The sequence below is a fragment of the Plantibacter lichenum genome (assembly GCF_050587525.1).
Taxonomy (GTDB): Bacteria; Actinomycetota; Actinomycetes; order Actinomycetales; family Microbacteriaceae; genus Plantibacter.
In genome coordinates, this window is record NZ_JBOBFT010000012.1 from 60,354 (window position 1) to 82,389 (window position 22,036).

The 22,036-nt window shown below is 68.7% G+C and carries 20 protein-coding genes and 1 pseudogene; all 21 read right to left on the bottom strand.

Features of this window, described 5'->3' with window-relative positions:
• Nucleotides 1-9 precede the first annotated feature (9 nt).
• Nucleotides 10-1,971 carry a primosomal protein N' family DNA-binding protein gene (locus ACQ3HB_RS15965; protein WP_430921275.1) on the bottom strand — a complete coding sequence of 654 codons (1,962 nt, stop codon included), beginning with the start codon at nt 1,969-1,971 and terminating at the stop codon, nt 10-12.
• Nucleotides 1,971-3,164, bottom strand: a complete 1,194-nt coding sequence (gene metK / locus ACQ3HB_RS15970) for a methionine adenosyltransferase (RefSeq protein ID WP_430921276.1) — start codon at nt 3,162-3,164, stop codon at nt 1,971-1,973. Before metK ends, ACQ3HB_RS15965 begins: the two co-directional genes overlap by 1 nt.
• 334 nt (nt 3,165-3,498) lie before the next feature.
• A complete protein-coding gene (rpoZ, locus tag ACQ3HB_RS15975) occupies nt 3,499-3,756 on the bottom strand; it encodes a DNA-directed RNA polymerase subunit omega (RefSeq protein ID WP_422780444.1) in 258 nt (85 codons plus the stop codon).
• A gap of 68 nt (nt 3,757-3,824) precedes the next feature.
• Complete coding sequence (gene gmk / locus ACQ3HB_RS15980) at nt 3,825-4,703, bottom strand: guanylate kinase (protein ID WP_430921404.1); 879 nt, start codon at nt 4,701-4,703, stop codon at nt 3,825-3,827.
• Between the two features lie 67 nt (nt 4,704-4,770).
• Nucleotides 4,771-5,628 carry an orotidine-5'-phosphate decarboxylase gene (gene pyrF / locus ACQ3HB_RS15985; RefSeq protein WP_430921405.1) on the bottom strand — a complete coding sequence of 286 codons (858 nt, stop codon included), beginning with the start codon at nt 5,626-5,628 and terminating at the stop codon, nt 4,771-4,773.
• Nucleotides 5,622-8,915: a carbamoyl-phosphate synthase large subunit gene (carB, locus tag ACQ3HB_RS15990; protein ID WP_430921278.1), complete on the bottom strand. Its 3,294-nt coding sequence runs from the start codon at nt 8,913-8,915 to the stop codon at nt 5,622-5,624. Before carB ends, pyrF begins: the two co-directional genes overlap by 7 nt.
• Entirely contained in the window at nt 8,915-10,135 is a 1,221-nt protein-coding gene (carA, locus tag ACQ3HB_RS15995; protein WP_430921279.1) for a glutamine-hydrolyzing carbamoyl-phosphate synthase small subunit, read from the bottom strand. Before carA ends, carB begins: the two co-directional genes overlap by 1 nt.
• Nucleotides 10,132-10,659, bottom strand: a complete 528-nt coding sequence (locus ACQ3HB_RS16000) for a PH-like domain-containing protein (RefSeq protein ID WP_430921280.1) — start codon at nt 10,657-10,659, stop codon at nt 10,132-10,134. The genes carA and ACQ3HB_RS16000 overlap by 4 nt, the downstream gene beginning before the upstream one ends.
• Nucleotides 10,649-12,046: a dihydroorotase gene (locus ACQ3HB_RS16005; protein WP_430921281.1), complete on the bottom strand. Its 1,398-nt coding sequence runs from the start codon at nt 12,044-12,046 to the stop codon at nt 10,649-10,651. Before ACQ3HB_RS16005 ends, ACQ3HB_RS16000 begins: the two co-directional genes overlap by 11 nt.
• On the bottom strand, nt 12,039-12,998 hold the full coding sequence (locus ACQ3HB_RS16010; protein WP_430921283.1) for an aspartate carbamoyltransferase catalytic subunit: 960 nt from the start codon (nt 12,996-12,998) through the stop codon (nt 12,039-12,041). The genes ACQ3HB_RS16005 and ACQ3HB_RS16010 overlap by 8 nt, the downstream gene beginning before the upstream one ends.
• A pseudogene (gene pyrR / locus ACQ3HB_RS16015) lies at nt 12,995-13,537 on the bottom strand (bifunctional pyr operon transcriptional regulator/uracil phosphoribosyltransferase PyrR); the annotation flags it as partial. The pseudogene pyrR and the gene ACQ3HB_RS16010, both read right to left, overlap by 4 nt.
• A gap of 531 nt (nt 13,538-14,068) precedes the next feature.
• Nucleotides 14,069-14,455, bottom strand: a complete 387-nt coding sequence (locus ACQ3HB_RS16020) for a VOC family protein (RefSeq protein WP_430921285.1) — start codon at nt 14,453-14,455, stop codon at nt 14,069-14,071.
• A gap of 9 nt (nt 14,456-14,464) precedes the next feature.
• Nucleotides 14,465-14,881, bottom strand: a complete 417-nt coding sequence (gene nusB / locus ACQ3HB_RS16025) for a transcription antitermination factor NusB (protein ID WP_430921287.1) — start codon at nt 14,879-14,881, stop codon at nt 14,465-14,467.
• Nucleotides 14,881-15,444, bottom strand: a complete 564-nt coding sequence (gene efp / locus ACQ3HB_RS16030; RefSeq protein ID WP_422780434.1) for an elongation factor P — start codon at nt 15,442-15,444, stop codon at nt 14,881-14,883. Before efp ends, nusB begins: the two co-directional genes overlap by 1 nt.
• Nucleotides 15,445-15,540: 96 nt before the next feature.
• Complete coding sequence (locus ACQ3HB_RS16035) at nt 15,541-15,996, bottom strand: type II 3-dehydroquinate dehydratase (RefSeq protein WP_430921288.1); 456 nt, start codon at nt 15,994-15,996, stop codon at nt 15,541-15,543.
• A 24-nt stretch (nt 15,997-16,020) separates the two neighbouring features.
• Nucleotides 16,021-17,100: a 3-dehydroquinate synthase gene (gene aroB / locus ACQ3HB_RS16040; protein ID WP_430921290.1), complete on the bottom strand. Its 1,080-nt coding sequence runs from the start codon at nt 17,098-17,100 to the stop codon at nt 16,021-16,023.
• Nucleotides 17,097-17,708, bottom strand: a complete 612-nt coding sequence (locus tag ACQ3HB_RS16045) for a shikimate kinase (protein ID WP_430921292.1) — start codon at nt 17,706-17,708, stop codon at nt 17,097-17,099. Before ACQ3HB_RS16045 ends, aroB begins: the two co-directional genes overlap by 4 nt.
• 8 nt (nt 17,709-17,716) lie before the next feature.
• Nucleotides 17,717-18,919 carry a chorismate synthase gene (gene aroC / locus ACQ3HB_RS16050; RefSeq protein ID WP_430921294.1) on the bottom strand — a complete coding sequence of 401 codons (1,203 nt, stop codon included), beginning with the start codon at nt 18,917-18,919 and terminating at the stop codon, nt 17,717-17,719.
• A 52-nt stretch (nt 18,920-18,971) separates the two neighbouring features.
• Entirely contained in the window at nt 18,972-19,847 is an 876-nt protein-coding gene (locus ACQ3HB_RS16055; protein WP_430921296.1) for a shikimate dehydrogenase, read from the bottom strand.
• Nucleotides 19,825-21,060 (bottom strand): endolytic transglycosylase MltG, encoded by a 1,236-nt coding sequence (mltG, locus tag ACQ3HB_RS16060; protein ID WP_430921298.1) that lies wholly within the window; start codon nt 21,058-21,060, stop codon nt 19,825-19,827. Before mltG ends, ACQ3HB_RS16055 begins: the two co-directional genes overlap by 23 nt.
• Before the next feature lie 502 nt (nt 21,061-21,562).
• Complete coding sequence (gene ruvX, locus ACQ3HB_RS16065) at nt 21,563-22,033, bottom strand: Holliday junction resolvase RuvX (protein WP_430921300.1); 471 nt, start codon at nt 22,031-22,033, stop codon at nt 21,563-21,565.
• Nucleotides 22,034-22,036 lie beyond the last annotated feature (3 nt).

A 22,036-nucleotide genomic window follows, 5' to 3' on the forward strand; every position in this document is an offset into this window, starting at 1 on the left:
TGGGGTGGATCATGACAGCATCTCCGGATCGTCGAATCGTACTCTGAGTGTAGGCGTGGGCTTCGTCTGGCGTCGGCCGGGGGCGGCCCGGCGGCGCTGCGCGGCGGACGCGATGACGGAGGCCCGCAGGTTCTCGGCGACCTCGGTCGCGTGCCGGTAGTCGACGCGCACGATCGCGACCGTGTCACCGGCCTCGTCCGTCGTCGGACCGAGGACACGTTGCTTGAGCGGCTCCGGCAACTCCCGCAACGCGGCGTCCACCGCCTCCTGCCTGCCGCTCAAGGTCGCGGTGCGGACCGCAGGCGGGAAGCCGAGGGCACGTCGTTCCGCGAGCTCCTCGCTCGCGAACCGCGGCTGCTGCCAGAGCGCCAGGGCGACGGCGACCGGGGCGTCGACGCCGATGAGGAGCACGGGTGCACCTGGCGCGGCCGTCGCTGCCGCGTTCGACCACCAGCGCAGGCAGTCCTCCCCCACACGCAGGGATTCGCGGGCGAGCATTCTGTCGGCGTCGACGAGCAGGACGGCGTGGTACCCGCCGTCGGCGAGCGGTTCGGCACCGCGCGTCGCGATCACGAGCGCTGGTTCCGCACCGACGCGCAGCTTGGGCGTCTCGCCGTCCGACACGATGATCTTCGTCTTCGGGAATGCACGGCCCAGCTCCTCGGCCGTCCGGCCCGTGCCGGCGGCCGTGACGCGGAGCCGGTGGTCACCGCACTCGGTGCACGTCCAACGGGCGGCGATCGCACCGCAGTAGCGGCACGACGGCTGCGACCTGCTCGTCGCGAGCATGAGCGGTCCCTGGCACGCGGCGCAGTGCGCTTTCGTCCCGCATCGTCCGCACGCGACGTGCGGCGCGTACCCGGGCCTCGCGACCTGGACGAGGACCGGCCCCGTGCGGAGCGCTTCGTCGACCGCCCGCCAGGCCCGCGTCGGGATGCGGGCCTGGCTCGTCATCGTGTCGTCGCCGTCCGGTTTGGAGGCCACGACCCTCGGCCGGACGAGCGGAGTCGGTTGGACGTCCGTGAGGAATCCGAGCTCGACGAGGCGCTGCGCCTCGGTGCTCCGCGAGTGCGCGGCGATGACGAGGGCCGCGCCCGTCTCCCCCTGGCGAACGAGTGCGACGTCCCGAGCGTGCACGTACGGCGCCAATTGCTCCTGATGCAGCGGGTCGCCGTCGTCCCACAGGGCGATGAGTCCGAGCTCGTGGGTCGGTGCGTAGACCGATGACCGGTTGCCGACGACGATGCGAGGCAGCGACCAGAGGCCTGCGAGGTACGACCGGTAGCGCTCCGCCGGTGTCTGTCTCGCGTCCGTCCGATAGACGTGGTCGGAGACGCCGAGCGTCCGCAGCGCCGCGAGCAGGTGCTCCTCATCGCGATAGTCGGGAACGGCGAGGACGCTGCTGCGGCCTTCGACGAGTTGATTGATCGCGAGCGCAGCGAAGGTGAACGCCCAGTCGGGGACTGCGGAGCCGTCATCTGCCGTACTCAGCGAAGGACGTGCGCTCAGGGCGATGCGATCCCCCGGCTGGAGTCGATCGAGGGCGCCTGGCGCGTAGCCGGGAACCGGGCGACGCACCTCGACGGGAGACTCCGGCTGCGGCGTCGCGCGCCACGACTTCTCGACGCGCACCTGCCTCGGCGGAATCGCGAGCCGGATGACGTCCATCGCGCTTCCGGCGCTCCGATCGGCGACCTTCCGCGCGAGCGACCACAGCTCCGGGGTCAGGACCGGGACCGGCGAGACGACCGACTGCAACGGGCTGAGCGCACCGCCGAACTCGCTCGTCTCCGCGAGGTCGACGATGAACCCGGAGGACGTTCGTCCGGCCGACCTCAGCGAGACGGTGACGCGAGCGCCGATGACGGCGTCCTCCGCGAACTCCTCGGGGATGCCGTAGTCGAAGAGGTGGTCGAGCTGGGGAAGCGGCGAGTCGAGCACCACCCGGGCGACCTTCGCCCCCACTGCCATTAGACCCCTGCAGCGCTCTGCAGAGCCTCCACCCGGTCGAGGCGTTCCCACGTGAAGTCGGGCAGTTCACGCCCGAAGTGGCCGTACGCGGCCGTTGCGGTGTAGATGGGGCGCAGGAGATCGAGGTCGTTGATGATGGCAGCGGGTCGGAGGTCGAAGACCTCACGGATCGCGGATGTGATGGTGGCGTCCGGCAGATGTCCGGTACCGAAGGTCTCGACGTAGAGTCCGACGGGCGCCGCCTTGCCGATGGCGTACGCGATCTGAACCTCGAGTCGCTCGGCGAATCCGGCTGCGACGGCGTTCTTCGCGACCCAGCGCATCGCGTACGCGGCCGAGCGGTCCACCTTCGACGGGTCCTTGCCGCTGAACGCGCCGCCGCCGTGACGCGCTGCGCCTCCATAGGTGTCGATGATGATCTTGCGGCCCGTGAGGCCGGCGTCGCCCTTGGGGCCTCCGACGACGAAGATGCCGGTCGGGTTGATGAGGTGGCGCACGTTCGAGCTGTCGAGGGACACGGTCTCGAGGACCGGAGCGATGACGTGGCGGGCGATGTCCTTGCGGAGCTGCTCCGTGGAGACGCCGGGGTTGTGCTGGGTGGAGATGACGACCGTCTCGACCGTCTTCGGGACGATGCCGTCGTAGCCGACGGTCACCTGGGTCTTGCCGTCTGGACGGAGGTAGTCCAACTCACCGGACTTGCGCACTTCCGCCAGGCGCTCGGCCAGGCGGTGTGCGATCCAGCTGGGCAGCGGCATCAGCTGCGGGGTCTCACGCGTCGCGAAACCGAACATGATGCCCTGGTCCCCCGCGCCCTGCAGGTCGTAGGAGTCGCTCGAGGACTCCTCACGGGACTCGAAGGCGTGGTCGACGCCCGCGGCGATGTCCGCGGACTGCGAGCCGATCGAGACCGAGACGCCGCACGAGTCGCCGTCGAAGCCGATGTCCGAGGAGGTGTAGCCGATGGCCTTCACGCGCTCCCGCACGATCGTGGGGATGTCCACGTAGCCGCTCGTGGACACTTCGCCCACGACGTGCACGAGGCCCGTCGTGACGAGGGTCTCGACCGCGACGCGGCTCTGCGGGTCCACCTCCAGGAGCGCATCGAGGATGCTGTCCGAGATCTGGTCGCAGATCTTGTCCGGGTGGCCCTCGGTCACGGATTCGGAGGTGAACAGGCGCAGATCGGTCATGCGGTCTCCCAGGGTGGGTGGTGTGCCGTGCAGCGCCATGGAGCGCCCGTGGGTCACAGGCAGGCTCGGCGCGGGTCGGCCCACGGCGGTGTGCCGGGCCTCACTCACTATAACGCGGGCCTCGGACAGCGCGTCGGACTGTGACGCAGCGCTGTGGAGAGCCTGGGCCGCCGTGAGCGTGGATATGACGAGCTCGGCTGTGGCGTCACGATGGAGCGTCACGATGGAGCGGCACGGATCTGGCGGGCACCGGCGTGCAGAGGCACGGGGGTGGCGGATCAACGACGAAGTCCGCCACCTCGTCTGTGACGAGCTGACGGACCTCGGTGAATCGTTATTCGCCGGAGGGGCGAACCTGAAGCTTGTCTTCGTTGATCTCGTGGAGCGCGATCGACAGCGGCTTGTCCTCGACCGACGAGTCGACGAGCGGTCCGACGTTGTCGAACAGGCTTCCCTCGTGGAGGTCAGCGTAGTAGTCGTTGATCTGACGCGCACGCTTGGACGCGAAGATCACGAGTGCGTACTTGGACTCGACCTTGGTGAGCAGGGAGTCGATGGGCGGATCGATGATGCCTTTGAGCTTGTCAGCCATGCTGGGTCACACTCCTCGTGTGGTTGTTCGGGGATGGGAGGGGTTCGACGCGGGGTGCCGCTCGGACTTCATTCCCCGTGAATCTTCATCAAGTCTACGACCTCTTGGGCCGCGCGGGCCACGTCGTCGTTGACGACCTGGTAATCGAACTCGTTCGCGGCGGCCAATTCGACTTTCGCGGTGCCCAGTCGGCGCTCCCGCTCCTCGGCGTCCTCGGTGCCACGACCGACGAGTCTGCGGACGAGTTCGTCCCAGCTCGGCGGCTGCAGGAAGACGAGCGTGGCCTCCGGCATCGCGGCCCGAACCTGCCTGGCGCCCTGGATGTCGATCTCGAGGAGCGCGCTCTCGCCCGCTGCCAGTGCACGTTCGATGGGACCGCGCGGTGTGCCGTAGCGGTGGGCGTTGTGCACCGTCGCGTACTCGAGGAGTTCACCGTTCGCGATGAGTTCGTCGAAGCCCTCGTCCGAGACGAAGTAGTAGTTGACCGCTTCGACCTCGCCCGGGCGCGGCTTCCGCGTCGTGGCGGAGACCGAGAGGTGGACGTCCGGGAAGTTGTCGCGGATGTAGGCCGCGACAGTGCCCTTGCCGACGGCGGTCGGTCCCGCGAGGACGACGAGGCGGCTGCGACGACGGCCCGGATAGCGGTCTGCGATGAACTCGCGGAGGCGTTCCCGCTGCAGGCGGCCGAGCCCGCCGAGGCGCTTCACCGGCGAGATCTCGAGGGCCTCGAGGATGCGGTGGAGCTTCGTGACGCCGACGCTCGGGATGCTGAGGATGTACTCGGTCACCCGGATGCTGCCTTCGATGCCGGAGGGCTCTCTGGTCGCCTGGTCGAGCACGTCGAGAGGTGTGCGAGCACCGGACGCGATCGAGGACTTCACGGTCGCACGGGCCCGCCGCTTCCGCACGGCCTCGCGGGAGGCGGCGACGCGGTCGACCTCCGGCATCGCACGATCGGAATCCGTCGAGGCGGATGTCGAGTCGGGCGTGTCGTCACTGGTGGTGTCTGCGGCGTCAGCCAATTGCGGTCCTCACGTTGTCTGCTGTGCGTTCGACGGCCGAGGCGAGGCCGTCCGGTCCGGCGCCGAGGATGCTCCGCGACTCGGACACGATGACGCCGGGAAGTGCGGCGCCGAAGATCTGTGCGGCGTCCTCGATCTTCGCGCCCTGGTGGCCGAAGCCGGGCGCGAGGACGGGGACGACCGCGGTTCTGCCGGCCGACGGGGCTTCGAGTCCGAACTCTGCCAGGTCGAGCGTCGCGCCGATGACGGCGCCGATCGAGCCGAACGCCCCGGTGCTGTTGGCCGTGTTCCACTCGTCGATCGAGTCGGCGATGCCGCGCGCGACCGAGCGGCCGGTTCCAGGATCCGCCGCCGTCTGGACGGTCCGTCCTTCAGGATTCGACGTCGCGGTCAGCACGAACGCGCCCTTCCCGTTCGCCTCCGCGAATGCGAAGGTGCCGGCGAAGGAACCGAAACCGAGGTACGGGTTCACGGTCATGGCATCGACCTCGAGGCTGCTGCCTGGCGTCAGCCAAGCCTCCCCGTACGCCTCCATGCTCGTGCCGATCTCGCCGCGTTTCACGTCCCCGATCACGAGCAGTCCTGCATCGCGGGCAGCCGCGAGGACGCGCTCCAACGCGAGGTACCCGGCAGAGCCGAACCGCTCGTAGAACGCGATCTGCGGCTTGACGATGCCGGCGCGCCCCGCTACGGCCTCGACGACCGTCAGACCGAACGACTCCGCACCGGTGGCCGAATCGGCGAGCCCCCACGCGTCGAGGAGGAACCGATGCGGGTCGATGCCCACACAGAGCCTCCCCGACGCGGCGAACGTCCGCTCGAGTCGGTCTCCGAAGGAGGACGTCACGATCGGGCGGCCCGATCGAGCGCGTACTCCTGGAGCGAGCGGACCTCGAAGCCCGTCCCGACAGCCTCGAACGAGGCGACGGCGGCGGTCAGCTGGGCGATCGTCGTGAAGAGCGGCTTGTCGGCTGCTACGGCGGCCGCACGGATCTCGTATCCGTCGGCGCGAGCGGAACGGCCGGACGGCGTGTTGATCACGATGTCGACCTCGTCGCGGTTGATGAGGTCGACGATCGACCCGTCGAGCGCGTCGTCGGCCTGCGTCTCGCTGTACTTGCGCACGGTGCGAGCGCTGATGCCGTTGCGGTTGAGCACCTCCGCGGTGCCGTCGGTCGCGAGGATCTCGAAGCCGAGCTGCTGCAGACGGAGGACGGGGAGGATGATCGAACGCTTGTCACGGTCGGAGACGGAGACGAAGACGGTGCCACTCGTGGGTAGGCCGCCGTAGGCAGCTTCCTGCGACTTCGCGAATGCCCGTGGGAAGTCCTTGTCGATGCCCATGACCTCACCGGTCGAGCGCATCTCCGGGCCGAGCACGCTGTCGACGATCTGACCGTCCTTCGTGCGGAAGCGCTTGAAGGGCAGCACAGCCTCCTTGACGGAGACGGGCGAGTCGATCGGGACACGCGAGCCGTCGACGGGCGGCAGGAGGCCGCTGTCCTTGAGCTCTGCGACGGTCGAGCCGGTCATGATGAGCGATGCCGCCTTCGCGAGCGGGATGCCGAGCGCTTTCGAGACGAACGGGACGGTACGGGACGCACGCGGGTTCGCTTCGATGACGTAGAGGATCCCGGCGCCGATCGCGAACTGCACGTTGAGCAGACCGCGCACGCCGATGCCCTGCGCGATCGCGAGGGTCGCGTCACGGACGCGGTCGATCTCGGCACGACCGAGGGACACGGGCGGCAGGGTGCAGCTCGAGTCGCCGGAGTGGATGCCGGCCTCCTCGATGTGCTCCATGACGCCGCCGATGTAGAGCTCGTCGCCGTCGAACAGGGCGTCGACGTCGATCTCGATCGCGTCGTCGAGGAAGTGGTCGACGAGCAGCGGCTGCTGCGGTCCGACGATGCCCTGGTCCTCGATGCGGACGAAGTAGTCGGTGAGCGAGGCGTTGTCGTAGATGATCTCCATGCCGCGGCCGCCGAGCACGAAGCTCGGACGGACGAGCACGGGGTAGCCGATCTCCTCGGCGACGCGCAGCGCACCCTCGATCTCGACCGCGGTGCCGTTGCGCGGTGCGATGAGGCCCGCTGCGTCGAGGATCTCTTGGAACTGGCCGCGCTCTTCAGCGAGGTCGATGGCGGACGGCGTCGTTCCGAGGATCGGGACGCCTGCAGCTTCGAGCCCCTTGGCGAGGCCGAGGGCGGTCTGGCCGCCGAGCTGGACGACGACGCCGACGAGCTCGCCGGACTGGCTCTCCGCGTGGATGACCTCGAGCACGTCCTCGAGCGTGAGTGGCTCGAAGTACAGGCGGTCGCTCGTGTCGTAGTCGGTGGAGACCGTCTCCGGGTTGCAGTTGATCATGATCGTCTCGAACCCGGCACCCTGGAGGGCGAACGAGGCGTGCACGCACGAGTAGTCGAACTCGATGCCCTGACCGATGCGGTTCGGGCCGGAGCCGAGGATGACGACCTTGCGGCGGTCGCTCGGGGCGACCTCCGTCTCCTGGTCGTAGCTCGAGTAGTGGTAGGGCGTGAGGGCGGGGAACTCGCCGGCGCAGGTGTCGACCGTCTTGTAGACGGGCCGGACCCCGAGGATGTGCCGCACCTCGCGGACCTCCTGCTCGCCGAAGCCGCGGAGCTGACCGATCTGTGCGTCCGAGAAGCCGTGGTTCTTCGCGTTCGTGAGCACGTCGGTGTCGAGACGTTCGGCGTTCGCGATGTAGTCGGCGACGTCGTTGATGAGGATGATCTGGTCGATGAACCACGGGTCGATCTTCGTGGCCTCGAAGACCTGCTCGGCCGTCGCGCCCTTGCGGAGCGCCTGCTGCACGACGACGATGCGTCCGTCGGTCGGCACAGCCATGACCTCGATGAGTTCCTCGACGGAGCGCTTCTCCTCGCCCCAGTGGAAGCTCGATCCGCGCTTCTCGAGCGAACGGAGCGCCTTCTGGAGCGCGGTCGAGTAGTTGCGGCCGATCGCCATCGCCTCACCGACGGACTTCATGGTCGTCGTGAGGGTGGGGTCTGCGGCCGGGAACTTCTCGAACGCGAACCGGGGCACCTTGACGACGACGTAGTCGAGGGTCGGCTCGAAGCTCGCCGGAGTGACCTTGGTGATGTCGTTCGGGATCTCGTCGAGGCGGTAGCCGATGGCGAGCTTCGCGGCGATCTTCGCGATCGGGAAGCCCGTCGCCTTCGACGCGAGGGCGCTCGACCGGGAGACGCGCGGGTTCATCTCGATGACGATGACGCGGCCGTTCGACGGGTCGATCGCGAACTGGATGTTGCAGCCACCGGTGTCGACGCCGACGGCACGGATGATGTCGATGCCGATGTCCCGGAGGTTCTGGTACTCGCGGTCGGTGAGCGTCAGTGCTGGTGCGACGGTGATCGAGTCGCCCGTGTGCACGCCGACGGGGTCGACGTTCTCGATCGAGCAGACGACGACCGTGTTGTCGGCCGTGTCACGCATGAGCTCGAGCTCGTACTCCTTCCAACCGAGGATCGACTCCTCGAGGAGGACCTCGGTGGTCGGGCTCTGGTGGAGGCCGTCACCGACGATGCGGCGGAGCTCCTGCTCCGTGTACGCGAAGCCGGAGCCGAGGCCGCCCATCGTGAAGGAGGGGCGGACGACGAGCGGGTAGCCGAGGTCCTCGGCGAAACCGACAGCCTCCTCGACCGTGTGCGCGATGTGGGAGCGGGCCACGTCCGCGCCGGCGTCGAGCACGAGCTGCTTGAAGATCTGGCGGTCCTCGCCCTTGTTGATGGCTTCGAAGTTCGCGCCGATGAGCTCGACGTCGTACTTCTCGAGGATGCCGTGCTCGTGGAGCTGGATGGCCGCGTTGAGGGCCGTCTGGCCGCCGAGCGTCGGGAGGATCGCGTCGGGCTTCTCCTTCGCGATGATCGTCTCGATGACCTGCCACGTGATGGGCTCCACGTACGTCGCGTCGGCGAAGTCGGGGTCGGTCATGATCGTCGCGGGGTTGGAGTTCACGAGGATGACGCGCACGCCCTCCTCGCGGAGCACACGGCACGCCTGGGTTCCCGAGTAGTCGAACTCGGCTGCCTGCCCGATGACGATCGGCCCTGAGCCGATCACGAGCACGCTGTTGATGTCGTCGCGCTTGGGCACTAGTTGTTCTCCTCGGTGGTGGCGATGGTGTGTGGGTCGACGGCTTCGTCCGCGACGTCCTGAGCGCGGGCGGTGCCGCGGTTCAGGACCATTTCGCGGAAGCGGTCGAAGAGGTAGTTGGCGTCGTGCGGGCCGGCCGCCGATTCTGGGTGGTACTGCACGGAGAACGCCGGGATGTCGAGGCAGTTGAGGCCTTCGACGACGTGGTCGTTGAGGCTGTAGTGGCTGACCTCTGCGCGACCGAAGCCGGCCGGGGTCTCGTGCTGGCCCTCGATCGGCAGGTCGACCGCGAAGCCGTGGTTCTGCGAGGTGATCTCCACACGGCCGGTGGCCTTGTCGAGCACCGGCTGGTTGATGCCACGGTGGCCGAACGGCAGCTTGTAGGTGCCGAAGCCGAGTGCGCGGCCGAGGAGCTGGTTGCCGAAGCAGATGCCGAAGTACGGCACGCCCGCGCGCAGCACGTCCTGCAGGAGTGCGACGTGGCGGTCGCTCGCACCGGGGTCGCCGGGCCCGTTCGAGAAGAACAGCGCGGACGGTTCGAGCGCCAGGACGTCCTCGGCGGTCACCGTCTGCGGGAGCACGATGACGTCGAAGCCGCGCTGGGCGAGGTGGTTGAGCGTCGACGTCTTCACGCCGAGGTCGAGGACAGCGACGGAGCCGATGCGCTCGGAGGTCGCCTCGACCGTGTACTGCTCGCTCGTGGAGACCTGCGCGGAGAGGTTGAGTCCCTCCATCTGGACGCCGGCGCGGACGAGGCTCAGCTGCTCCGCCCCCGAGAGTTCGAAGTCGGCGCCGGAGAAGATCCCGGAGCGCATCGAGCCGGCCGAGCGGATGTGGCGCGTCACGGCGCGCGTGTCGATCCCACTGATGCCGATGACGCCGTCCTCGGCGAGTTCCTCGTCGAGGCTGCGGTCGGCGCGGAAGTTCGAGACGACGCGGGAGGGGTCGCGGACGATGTAGCCGGCGACCCAGATCTTCGAGGACTCCATGTCCTCGCGGTTGACGCCCGTGTTGCCGATGTGCGGCGCCGTCTGCAGGACGATCTGTCCGGCATAGGACGGGTCGGTGAGCGTCTCCTGGTAGCCGGACATGCCGGTCGCGAAGACGACCTCGCCGAGCGTTCGTCCCTGTGCGCCGTAGGCGTGTCCGACGAAGCGGTTGCCGTCTTCGAGGACGAGGACGGCTGGTGTGGGGGGCGTGAAGGTGGTGGAGGTCATCATGCGCTCTCGTTGTGCGGTCGTGAGTCCCGGAGGGCCGGGGTGATGTCGGTGATGGAGGAGATGAGGGCACTGCGATCGGCCTGATCGAGCACCCGGAAGTAGCTGTCGGCGTCGAGTCCCGGAGCGGGGCTCCAGGCGAGGACGATGAGTCCGTCGCGTTCGACGACGCGGTCGATGGTCCAGCTCGCCTGGCCGACGGACGCGATGGCCGCGGCGGGGACGAAGGTGGGGCGGTCGCCCGGCACGTCGATGACGAGGCCCTGCGCGCTCACCTCGAGCTGGACCTTGGATCGGTAGGCCAGTCCGGGGAGGGCGAGGCGTTCGATCGGTTCGTCCCGCTTGCTCGTGGCGACGTAGAGCACGGTCGCCGTGCGGATCGGCGTCGGGCGGGGGTCCGGAACGGGCGTCGCGACGGCGATGGTGCTGTCCCGCTTCACGCGCTTGCGCCAGGCGAAGAGCATGCCGAGGAGCGCGAGGACGAGGACGACCGCGACGATGAGTGCGGCGATGATCCTAGTGTCCATGGCGTGCACCCCCGCTCGTCGCACTGCTCATCGAATCCGACGGGGCGCCGTGCAGAGCAGCGCGGGCGCGTGCGTTCTCCGCGACGAGGTCGGCGCCGAGCAGCACCCCGTCGAGGACGGTCGCGTAGCCGCGGTGGAAGGTGGAGACGACCCGACCGGGCAGGGTGAGTCCGAGGTAGGGCGAGTTGACGCCCTTCCCCTGGAGCAGCTCCGTGCCGAACGGACGGGACGCGGACGGGTCGTAGAGGACGATCTCCGCCGGCGCACCGGCTTCGAGCGCGTGACCGTGCCCGGCGAGCCGGCCGATCGCCGCCGGCTTCGCAGAGAGCACTCTGGCGACGTCCTCCCACCCGAACAGGCCGGTCGCGACCATCGATGCGTGGACGACCGACAGCGCGGACTCGAGTCCGACCATGCCGTTCGCGGCGGCGTCCCACTCGCAGTCCTTCGCCTCCGTCGGGTGCGGAGCGTGGTCCGTCGCGACGATGTCGATGGTCCCGTCGGCGAGGGCTTCGCGGAGCGCCTGGACGTCTTCCGCGCGGCGGAGCGGCGGGTTGACCTTGTAGCGGGAGTCGTAGCTCGACACGAGTTCCTCCGTGAGGAGCAGGTGGTGGGGTGTGACCTCCGCCGTGACATCGATGCCGCGCGCCTTCGCCCAGCGCAGGACGTCGACGGAGCCGGCGGTCGAGACGTGGCAGACGTGCAGTCGGGAGCCGACGTGCTCGGCGAGGAGGACGTCGCGGGCGATGATCGACTCCTCGGCGACCGCGGGCCAGCCGGTGAGGCCGAGTTCGCCCGAGAGGGCGCCCTCGTTCATCTGGGCGCCGACCGTCAGTCGCGGCTCCTGGGCGTGCTGTGCGATGACGCCGTCGAACGCCTTCACGTACTCAAGCGCGCGGCGCATGAGGAGCGGGTCGGAAACGCAGAAGCCGTCGTCGGAGAAGACGCGGACACGGGCTCTGGAGGACGCCATCGCGCCGAGTTCGGCGAGCCGCTCCCCCGCGAGCCCGACCGTGACGGCACCGATCGGCTGCACCGTCGCGTAGCCGGCCTGCTCGCCGAGCGACTGCTCCTGCTCGACGACGCCGGCCGTGTCGGCGACCGGAGAGGTGTTCGCCATCGCGAACACGGCGGTGAACCCGCCGGCTGCAGCCGCACGGGTGCCGGTGAGGACGGTCTCGCTCTGCTCGTAGCCGGGTTCACGCAGGTGCGTGTGGAGGTCGACGAGACCGGGCAGTGCGACGAGGCCGTCCGCGTCGACGACCGTCGCGCCGGCGGACGAGAGCCCCGTGCCCGTCTCGGCGATGCGTCCATCACGGACGAGGAGGTCGGTGCGGGTGCCGTCGGCGAGAGCTGCTCCGACGATGAGCGTGGTGGATTCAGACACGTTCGGTTTCCTCTCGATCACCGGACAGGAGCAGGTAGAGGGCGGCCATGCGGACGGAGACGCCGTTCGCGACCTGTTCCCTCACCGTCGATTGGGGCGAATCCGCGGCGCCGGACGAGATCTCCAGGCCGCGGTTCATGGGTCCGGGGTGCATGACAATGCTAGCCGGATCGAGACGTGCCATTCGTTCGTCGTCCAGACCCCACCGACGTGAATACTCCCGGCTGTTCGGGAAAAACGCGGCGTGCATGCGCTCGGATTGGATTCGGAGCATCATGAGGACTTCGGGCTGCTCGGCGATCGCGTCGTCGAGGTCGTACCTGATGGTCGCCGGCCAGTGGCTCGTGTCGACCGGCAGGAGCGTCGGCGGGGCGACGAGGGTCACGTTGGCGCCGAGCGTGTGCAGGAGCCAGACGTTGGAGCGAGCGACGCGCGAGTGCAGGATGTCGCCGACGATCGTCACGGTCACACCGTCGAGGTCCTTTCCGCGAGACGCGTCGCCGTGGAGGCGCTTGCGCATCGTGAACGCGTCGAGCAGCGCCTGCGTGGGGTGCTCGTGCGTGCCGTCGCCGGCGTTCAGGATGCCGGCGTCGATCCACCCGCTGTCGGCGAGCGTCTGCGGCGCACCGGAGGCAGGGTGACGGATGACGACGGCGTCCGCGTGCATCGCCATGAGCGTCTGCGCGGTGTCCTTGAGGCTCTCGCCCTTCGAAACGCTCGAGCCCTTGGCGCTGAAGTTGATGACATCGGCCGAGAGCCGCTTGGCAGCCGCCTCGAAGGAGATCCGTGTGCGGGTCGAGTCCTCGAAGAAGAGGTTCACGACCGTCTTGCCGCGCAGGGTCGGGAGCTTCTTGACCTCGCGCTCCTGCGTCTGGGCCATGTCCTCCGCCACGTCGAGGATGCGGATCGCCTCGGTGCGGTCGAGGTCCTTCGTGGAGAGCAAGTGCCTCATGCCGACGCCCCCTCGATGCTCACGGACTCTTCGCCGTCGAGTTCGGCGAGACGGACGTTGATGCGCTCGGTCTGCGAGGAGGGCAGGTTCTTGCCGACGAAGTCCGGCCGGATCGGCAGTTCGCGGTGGCCGCGATCCACGAGCGCCGCGAGGCGCACGATACGAGGACGCCCGAGGTCGGTGAGACCGTCGAGGGCGGCACGGATCGTCCGTCCCGAGTAGAGCACGTCGTCGACGAGCACCACGGTCTTGCCGTCGATGCCCCCGGGCGGCAGCGTCGTCGGCTGCGGCACACGCGTCGGTTGCCTCGCGAGATCGTCACGGTACATCGTGATGTCGAGCGAACCCGACTCGATGTGCGTTCCGGAGATCTCGCTGATGAGGGCTGCGATCCTGGACGCGAGGATGACCCCGCGCGTGGGGATGCCGAGGATCACGAGGTGGTCTGCGCCACGGTTGGACTCGAGGATCTCGTGCGAGATCCGAGTCAACGCCCGAGCGATGTCAGCTTGTTGCAGCACGATACGTGCGCTCATCGCCGACTCCCTTCTCCGTCTCTCTGGACGGCCTTAAAGGTTGTCTGTACGGGGCAAGCCTAGCAGTCGCCGGACGGGTGGAGCGGACCGGAGAAGCACGCGCGAGCCGGTCCACCGGACGCGATCGGGCGCGAACCGCCGTGACACGACACGACCGACGACCGTGTCCTGCATATGGGGGATATCCCTCTACTCGGCGAGCGTCCACCGGGAGTACAGTCGGTGCACCGCCTGGTTTCGCCCGGCGGCCACCCGTTCCTGAACATCGCGGACGGCGACTGCACCGAAGGAGTTCGTCTCCCGGCCCAGCCGTCGCCCGGAGAGCGCGCCGTGTGTGGGGATGCACGGACCCGACGCGTTTCACCCCAGGAACGTGTTCCCCGCCGCATGGCCTCGGCCGTCGTGCGGCGGGGAGCCTCAGGGTCACGTGTTGCGACGCGATTCACGCCTCGCCAACGAGTGCCGTGCCGCATGGCCTCGGCCGTCGTGCGGCGGGGAGCCTCAGGGTCACGTGTTGCGACGCGCAGAGACTCGCTACGCCTCGTACAGCTCCAACGGCAGCTCGTCGGGATCGAAGAAGAAGACCATCTTGCGTCCCGTGTGCGGATCGATCCGCACCTCCTCGACGCGGACGCCCTTCGCGACGAGTTCCGCACGCGCCCCATCCACGTCGTCGACCGCGAACGCGAGGTGCCGGAGCCCCAACGCCTCCGGTCCGCTCGGCCGCTTCGGCGGATCCGGGAAGGAGAAGAGCTCGATGAGGTACTCGCCGTTCAGTGCGAGATCCCCCATCCACGAATCGCGCTCGGCCCGGAACACCTCGGAGAGGAGTTCGCAGCCGAGCACGTCCGTGTAGAACCGTTTCGACGCTTCGTAGTCACTCGCGATGATCGCGATGTGGTGCACGCGCTTCAGGTCCATCGATGGGTCCTATCGGGGGTTGATCTGCGAGATCTTGCCGAGGAGTCCGTTGATGAAGCCGGCGGAGTCGTCGGTGGACAACGTCTTGGCGGCTTCCACGGCCTCGTCGATCGCCACGCCGTGCGGGATCTCCTCGTTGAAGAGGATCTCCCAGATGGCGATGCGCAGGATCGCGCGGTCGACCGTCGGCATCCGCGCGAGCGTCCACCCCTGGGCGTACGTCTCGATCTGCTCGTCGATCTCGGCGGCGTGATCGCTCACGCCGTCCACGATCTCACGCGCGTACAGCCAGGAGGCCTGGCGGTCCGGTTCGCTCACGGCGCGCTGCGCCTCGGCGGACAGGACGTCGGCGATCGGCGACTGACGGACGTCGGCCTGGTACAGCAGGTCGAGGGCGCGCTTGCGCGCTTTGGTGCGTGCTCCCACTAGTCGTTGACGCGACCGAGGTAGTCGCCCGTCCTGGTGTCGACCTTGACCTTGGTGCCGGTCTCGAGGAACAGCGGGACCTGGATCTCGTAGCCGGTCTCGACCGTCGCGGGCTTCGTGCCGCCGGTCGAGCGGTCGCCCTGCAGGCCGGGCTCCGTGTACGTGACCTCGAGGATGACCGATGCGGGGAGCTCGACGTACAGCGGGTTGCCGTTGTTGAGCGCGACCGTGACGGCCTGGTTCTCGAGCAGGAAGTTCTTGGTGTCGCCCACGATGACGGCGGGGATGGTGATCTGGTCGTAGTCGCTCGTGTCCATGAACACGTATGCGTCGCCGTCCGCGTAGAGGTACGTGAAGTCACGGCGGTCGACGTTCTCGATCTCGATCTTGGTGCCGGCGTTGTACGTCTTGTCGACGACCTTGCCGGTCATGATGTTCTTCATCTTGGTGCGGACGAACGCGCCACCCTTGCCGGGCTTGACGTGCTGGAACTCGATCACGGTCCACAGCTGGCCGTCGATGTTGAGGACGACGCCGTTTCTGATGTCAGCGGTAGATGCCATGTGAGAGTGTGTCCGTTCGGTGGATGGTGTACGGCCGGATGCGACCCAACGAACGAGTGTAGCCGCCGCGAGGACGTGCGGCCAACGAACCCTCGCTCAGGCCGGGTGTTTCGTGCCCTGGTCCCGGGTGATGACGTCGAGGGCGAGGCGGTAGGAGTCGAAGCCGAAGCCGGCGATGACGCCCGTCGCGATGCCGGAGATAACGCTCGTGTGACGGAACGTCTCCCGAGTGTGCGGGTTGGAGATGTGGACCTCGATGAGCGTGAGGCCGGCTTTCGTGACGAGGGCCGCGGCATCACGCAGTCCGTAGCTGTAGTGCGTGAACGCGGCGGGGTTCAGAATGACGGACGTCCGGCTGTCGACGGCGCCGTGGAGCCAGGCGATGAGCTCGGCCTCGTCGTCGGTCTGACGGAGGTCGATCGCGGTGCCGGCCGGCGCGCTCTCCTGCAGGTAGCTGCGGAGCGCGTCGAGGTCGGCGGAGCCGTAGACGTCGGGTTCGCGGCTGCCGAGGCGCCCGAGGTTGGGCCCGTTGAGTACGAGGACGGTCGTCATGTCTTCAGCGTATCCGGTCCCGGCTCAGGAGCCGATCTCCTGGTACGCGGCGAAGAGGAGCGAGGCTTCCGGGCCCTGGAGCACGGTCGGCTTGGCGATGTCGTCGAGCACGATGAAGCGCAGCATCGAGCCGCGCGTCTTCTTGTCGCGCTGCATCGTGGCGATGAGCGTGTTCCAGCGACCGACGGGGTACGAGACGGGGAGCGTCAGGAGTTCGAGCACACGACGGTGGCGGTCGACGGCCTCGTCCGAGAGGCGACCGGCCAGGCGGGACAGCTCCGCGGCGAACATCATGCCGACGGCGACGGCCGCGCCGTGGCGCCACTGGTAGCGCTCGGTGTGCTCGATCGCGTGCCCGAGGGTGTGACCGTAGTTGAGGATCTCGCGGAGGCCCTGTTCCGTGAAGTCCTCGCTCACGACGTCCGCCTTCATCTGGATGGCGAGTTCGATGGCGCGCCGGAACTCCGGCGTCGTCGGATCGGTCGCGCGATCGACGTCGGCTTCGACGATGTCGAGGATCTCCGGGTAGCGGATGAACCCGGCTTTGACGACCTCCGCGAATCCGGCGAGGATCTCGTTCTTCGGCAGGGTGTCGAGGGTGTCCAGGTCGTTGATGACGGCGGCGGGAGCATAGAACGCTCCCACGAGGTTCTTGCCCTCTGCGGTGTTGATGGCGGTCTTCCCCCCGACGGCGGCGTCGACCATGCCGAGCACGGTCGTCGGCAGCTGGACGAGGCGGACGCCGCGGAGCCACGTGGCGGCGACGAAGCCGGCGACGTCGGTCACCGCTCCCCCGCCGAAGCCGATGACGGCGTCGGTCCTGGTGAAGTTCGCCTGCCCCATGACGCCCCAGCAGAATGCTGCGACCTCGACGCGCTTGCCGGCTTCCGCATCGGGGATCTCCGCGAGGAGGACCTCGTAGTGCTCGAGGAGCGATTCGCGGAGGCGTGCAGCCTTCTCGCCGAGGGTCGGCGGGTGCACGATCAGGACACGCGCGACGTTCGTGCCGAGCGCCTCCACGATCTCAGCGCCCAGCCCGCGGCCGACGATGATCGGGTACGGGTTGTCCCCCGTGACCTCGATGACGGTACGTTCTGTGGTCATTTCGGCTCCTTGGCCCAGGCGACGAGTTCGTCGACGATGCCCGAGATCGGGCGGTTCGAGGTGTCGAACGTCACGGTCGCGAGACGTTCGTAGACGGGTCGACGCGCCGCGTAGATACGAGACCAGGCGTCGGGATCGTCGCGCAGCAGCGGACGTTTGTCGAGGTTCGCCCTGGCGAGGACGGCTTCCGCCGTCACGGTGAGGAGCGCGACCCTGGCAGAGGCGAGTTCCGCCTGCGTCTCCGCGTGGAGCACGGCCCCGCCGCCGAGGGAGACGACCGCTTCGCTCCGGAGCGCTGCCGCGACCGCGGCGCGTTCAAGGTCGCGGAAGTGCGCTTCGCCGTGCGTGTCGAAGATCGCTGTGATTGGCCCGTGCTCGCCCTGGATGACCGAATCGGTGTCGATGAACGGCACCCCGAGACGCTTCGCGAGCTGCTTCCCCGCGCGGCTCTTGCCCGCCCCCATCGGACCGATGAGGACTATCGGGAGGTCGATGTGGAGGTCGATGGGCGACGCGTGCTCGGCGGGGTGCTCCTCGCACGCGTCCGTCTCGCACTCGTCGTCGGGCGATGCACCCGTTCGGTCCGTCGGTTCGCTCGGTTCCGTCATGCTGCGGATCAGCCCTCGGCGCCGCGCGTGCGCAGGTTCGCCGGGATGGCCTGGACGTACCCGTCGAGGTTGCGCTTCGTCTCGGTGACCGAATCGCCGCCGAACTTCTCCAGGACGGCTTCGGCGAGGACGAGCGCGACCATGGCCTCTGCGACGACGCCAGCGGCCGGGACGGCACAGACGTCGGATCGCTGGTGGTGGGCGGTCGCGGCTTCGCTCGTGGCGACGTCGATCGTCCGCAGCGAGTGGGGAACGGTCGCGATGGGCTTCATGCCGGCGCGGACACGAAGCACGGTGCCCGTCGTCATGCCGCCTTCGATGCCGCCTGCGCGGTCGCTCACCCGAGTGATCTCACCGGCGTCCTGGACGAGTTCGTCGTGCGCTGCGGAACCGCGGCGCGTGGTCGTCGTGAAGCCGTCGCCGACCTCGACGCCCTTGATCGCCTGGATGCCCATGAGCGCGGCGGACAGCCGGGCGTCGAGGCGCCGGTCCCAGTGGACGTAAGAGCCGAGTCCGGGCGGAAGCCCGTAAGCGAGGACCTCGACGACGCCCCCGAGGGTGTCGCCCTCCTTCTTTGCGTCGTCGACCTCGGCGACCATCAACTCGGAGGTCGCGGGGTCGAAGCAGCGCAGCGGATCGGCGTCGAGCGTGTCGACGTCGGACGGCTTCGGCAACGGGCTGCCGTCCGGCACGCGCACGGGCCCGATCGAGAGCGTGTGACTCACGAGGGTGATGCCGAGCTCACCGAGGAACGCGCGGGCGACGGCGCCCAGGGCGACGCGAGCGGCGGTCTCACGGGCGCTCGCACGTTCGAGAACGGGTCGGGACTCCTCGAAGCCGTACTTCTGCATGCCGACCAGGTCGGCGTGGCCGGGCCGCGGGCGGGTGAGGGGTGCGTTCCGACCGCGTGAGCGCTCGGTCTCCTCCTCGACGGGTTCCGGGCTCATGACCTCGACCCACTTGGGCCATTCGGTGTTGCCGATGCGGACGGCGACGGGGCTGCCCATCGACCAGCCGTGGCGGACGCCTCCGGAGATCGCGAGCTCGTCCTGCTCGAACTTCATGCGCGAACCACGGCCGTAGCCGAGCTTCCTGCGCGCGAGGTCGGCACGGATGCCGTCCATGGAAACAGGGACCCCCGCGGGGAGCCCCTCGATGACGGCGATGAGTTCCGGGCCGTGAGACTCTCCGGCAGTGAGCCAACGAAGCATGGGTCTATCTTTCCATAACGGGTGGGGGTGATCGTGCGCGAAGGACCGGCGGTCAGCGCACGGAGCCGTCCGCGGCGAGGCCGACGGAGGCGAGCATGTCCTCGAGAACGGATGATTCATCCTCGAGCGGGACGAGCGGGTCGCCCGTGAGGAAGATCCGCACCTGGAGCACGGCCTGGTGGACGAGCATCGCGAGGCCGCTCAGGACCCCACCGCCTGCCTCGGTCCACGCGGCCGCCAACGGGCTCGGCCACGGGTCGTAGGCGACGTCGAACAGGAGTGCGCCCGCCGCGGCACCGACGAGCGGGGCCGGGTCGATGCCGGAGCCGCCGGGCAGCGTGCTCACGACGAGCGGCACGGGCGGCAGTGGAGCGTCGAGCGGGATGAAGCCGATCCGGAGCCCGAGTCCGCTGGCCAGATCGGCGAGATGCGCCGCCCGCGCGGGAGTGCGGACCGCGACGTCCACGCGTTCAGCGCCGAGCTCGGCGACGGCCATGACCGCCGAGGCGGCAGTCGCTCCCCCGCCGAGGACGACGGCTTCGTCGATGCGGTTCACCCCGGCCGCGCCGATCGCACGGACGATGCCGCCCACGTCGGTGTTGAAACCCCTCAGCGTGACGCCATCGGCGCTCCGGTCGAAACGGATGGTGTTGACCGCGCCCGTCGCCGTCGCGACCGCGTCGAGTTCGTCGCAGAGCGCGAACGCCTGCTGTTTGAGCGGCATCGTGAGCGACAGTCCGCGCCACTCGTCCCCGAGCTCCCCGATGGCGTCGGCGAGTTCTGACGCCTCCACACGGCGCGCCTCGTACTCCCACGGCAGCCCGAGCCGCCCGTAGGCGATCCGATGCAGCGTCGGTGACTTCGAGTGCGCGATGGGCGATCCGATGACCGCCAGTCGCTGCGGGTTACTGGTACTCAGGGTGCTCATCCATCCATGCGAGCCACTTGGCGACGGCTGCGTCGTGCTCCTCGCCCGTCGTGGAGAAGATCGTCTCCCCCGTGTCGAGGTTCCAGGTCACGAAGTACAGCCACGGGCCGTCCGCCGGGTGCAACGCCGCATCGATCGCGAGGTCGCCCGGGTTCGAGATGGGGCCGACGACCATGCCGGGGTGCACGTAGGTGTTGTACGGGTTGCCCGCGTCCTCGCGCTCGGCGTCGGAGGTTGACACCCGGTGGGTGTTGCCGGTTCCGTAGGCGACCGTCGCATCGGACTGCAGGAGCCCACTCTCCCACTGTGCGGGGTCGAGGCGGTTCAGGAAGACGCGCGAGACCTTGTAGTAGTCGTCCTTGAGGCCGGCTTCCTTCTGCACGAGCGATGCGAGGACGATCGTCTTCCAGCGGTCCGCCGGCACGACCCCGGCATCATCGAGCGCTTGGAACGACCGGTCGACGAACATCTTCAGGATGTCGTGGGCGTTCGTGCCTGGCGGGATCGTATACGTCGCCGGGAACAGGAAGCCCTCGAGCGTCTTCGCCTCGGCCGGCAGGCCGAACGCCGAGGGATCGGCGGCCGCCGCCTGGAGGTCGGCGAGGGCGATACCGGTCGTCTCTGAGATGGATTCGAGGACGTCGGCTTCGACGGTCCCCTCGGGAACCACGACGGCGTCCTTCAACCTGTTCTTCTCGTCCAGGAGGGCATCGAGTGCCGACTGCGCGCTCATGTTCTTCTTCAGCTGGTACGCGCCGGGGAAGAATTCCGGTTGCTTCGGCTCCGCGAGGAGCAGGTCGTAGAAGGCGTCGAAGGTCTTCGTGACGCCTGCAGCGTGGAGGGTCTTGGCGATGTCCTCGCCGATGTCGCCCTCCTTGATCATGACGGTGACGTCGCCCGTGCCGGTGCCCTCGTAGTCGTTGGGCTCCTCCCAGCCGAGCACCTTACGGATCTGCGGCTCGTAGGTCGTCCAGATGAACGCACCGCAGCCGACGATCGCACCGACGACGACGACCGAGACGATGAGGGCGATGAGGCCGCGACGACCGTGCTTCTCGCGTGGCGGGTATCCGCCGCCCTTCGCTCGACGCTGGCCCCGGTGCGGCGGTTCCCCGTCGTGGCCGTCGCCCGAGATTGGAGCATCGCCGAACGCGGTGAGGATCGCATCGGTGCCGAGGTGCGGGCCGTCGTCGAGGACCGTGCTCGTGGGCACCTGCGGCGCTGCGGGCGCTCGGGATGCTCCGGGTGCTGCTGCTGCTGCTGCTGGCGTGACTGGCGCCGCGGAAGCTACGGGTGCAGCTGCAGGTACAGGTGCAGGTGCAGATGCAGATGCAGATGCAGCACCGGTCGTCTGAGCGCCGGTCGTCTGAGCACTGGGCGGTGTCGGAGGTGTCACGAGGGGCCGCTCGGTCGCAGGCGACGGCGTGACGGGTGGGCGGAGCACGGGCGGCTCGACCGCCGGAACGGGAGTCTCAGCCACGGCAGGCGCGGGGTTGGAGGCAGGAGTAGTACCAGCGGCAGGAGCAGCTGACTCCGCGGGGGCTGCATCCGCAACGCGGGGCGGCGTCGCAGCGGCCTGCGCAGCGCGCTCGGCCTCCTGCCGCTGCTCGAGTTCGCGGGCCTCGCGCCGGGACAGCGGAACCGCCGGCGGCTCGGTGAACGATTCGTCCTCAGGTGGATTCGGGGGCGTCACATTCGGCACAGGCGCGTCCTTCTCACAGGTCGATGAGGGTTCCGGGGGCTCGGCCCGAACCGCGTTCAGCGTCGAGGGCGTACTGCAAGAGTATGACGGCGGCGACCTGATCGACAATCGACCGGGTGGTTTTGGAGCGTCTTCCCGCCGATCTCAGAGCCGCATGAGCCGTCACCGTCGTCAATCGCTCGTCCACGAGACGGGTCGGGAGACCCGTCGCCGCAGCGAGCCTGGCGGCGAACTCGCGCGCGTCCCCCGTCGATGCCGTGTCCTTCCCCGCGAGGGAGATGGGCAGGCCGACGACGAGTTCGACGACGCTCAAATCGACGCAGATCGCCGTGATGGCGGCGATGTCGGCGTCGCCGCCGAGATCACGCGCGACCGTCTCGACAGGGGTCGCGAGCAGCCCGTCTGGGTCGCTCCGGGCGACGCCGACGCGGGCTTTGCCCACGTCGACGCCGAGACGCACACCGCGTCTGAACCCGTCGGACACGTC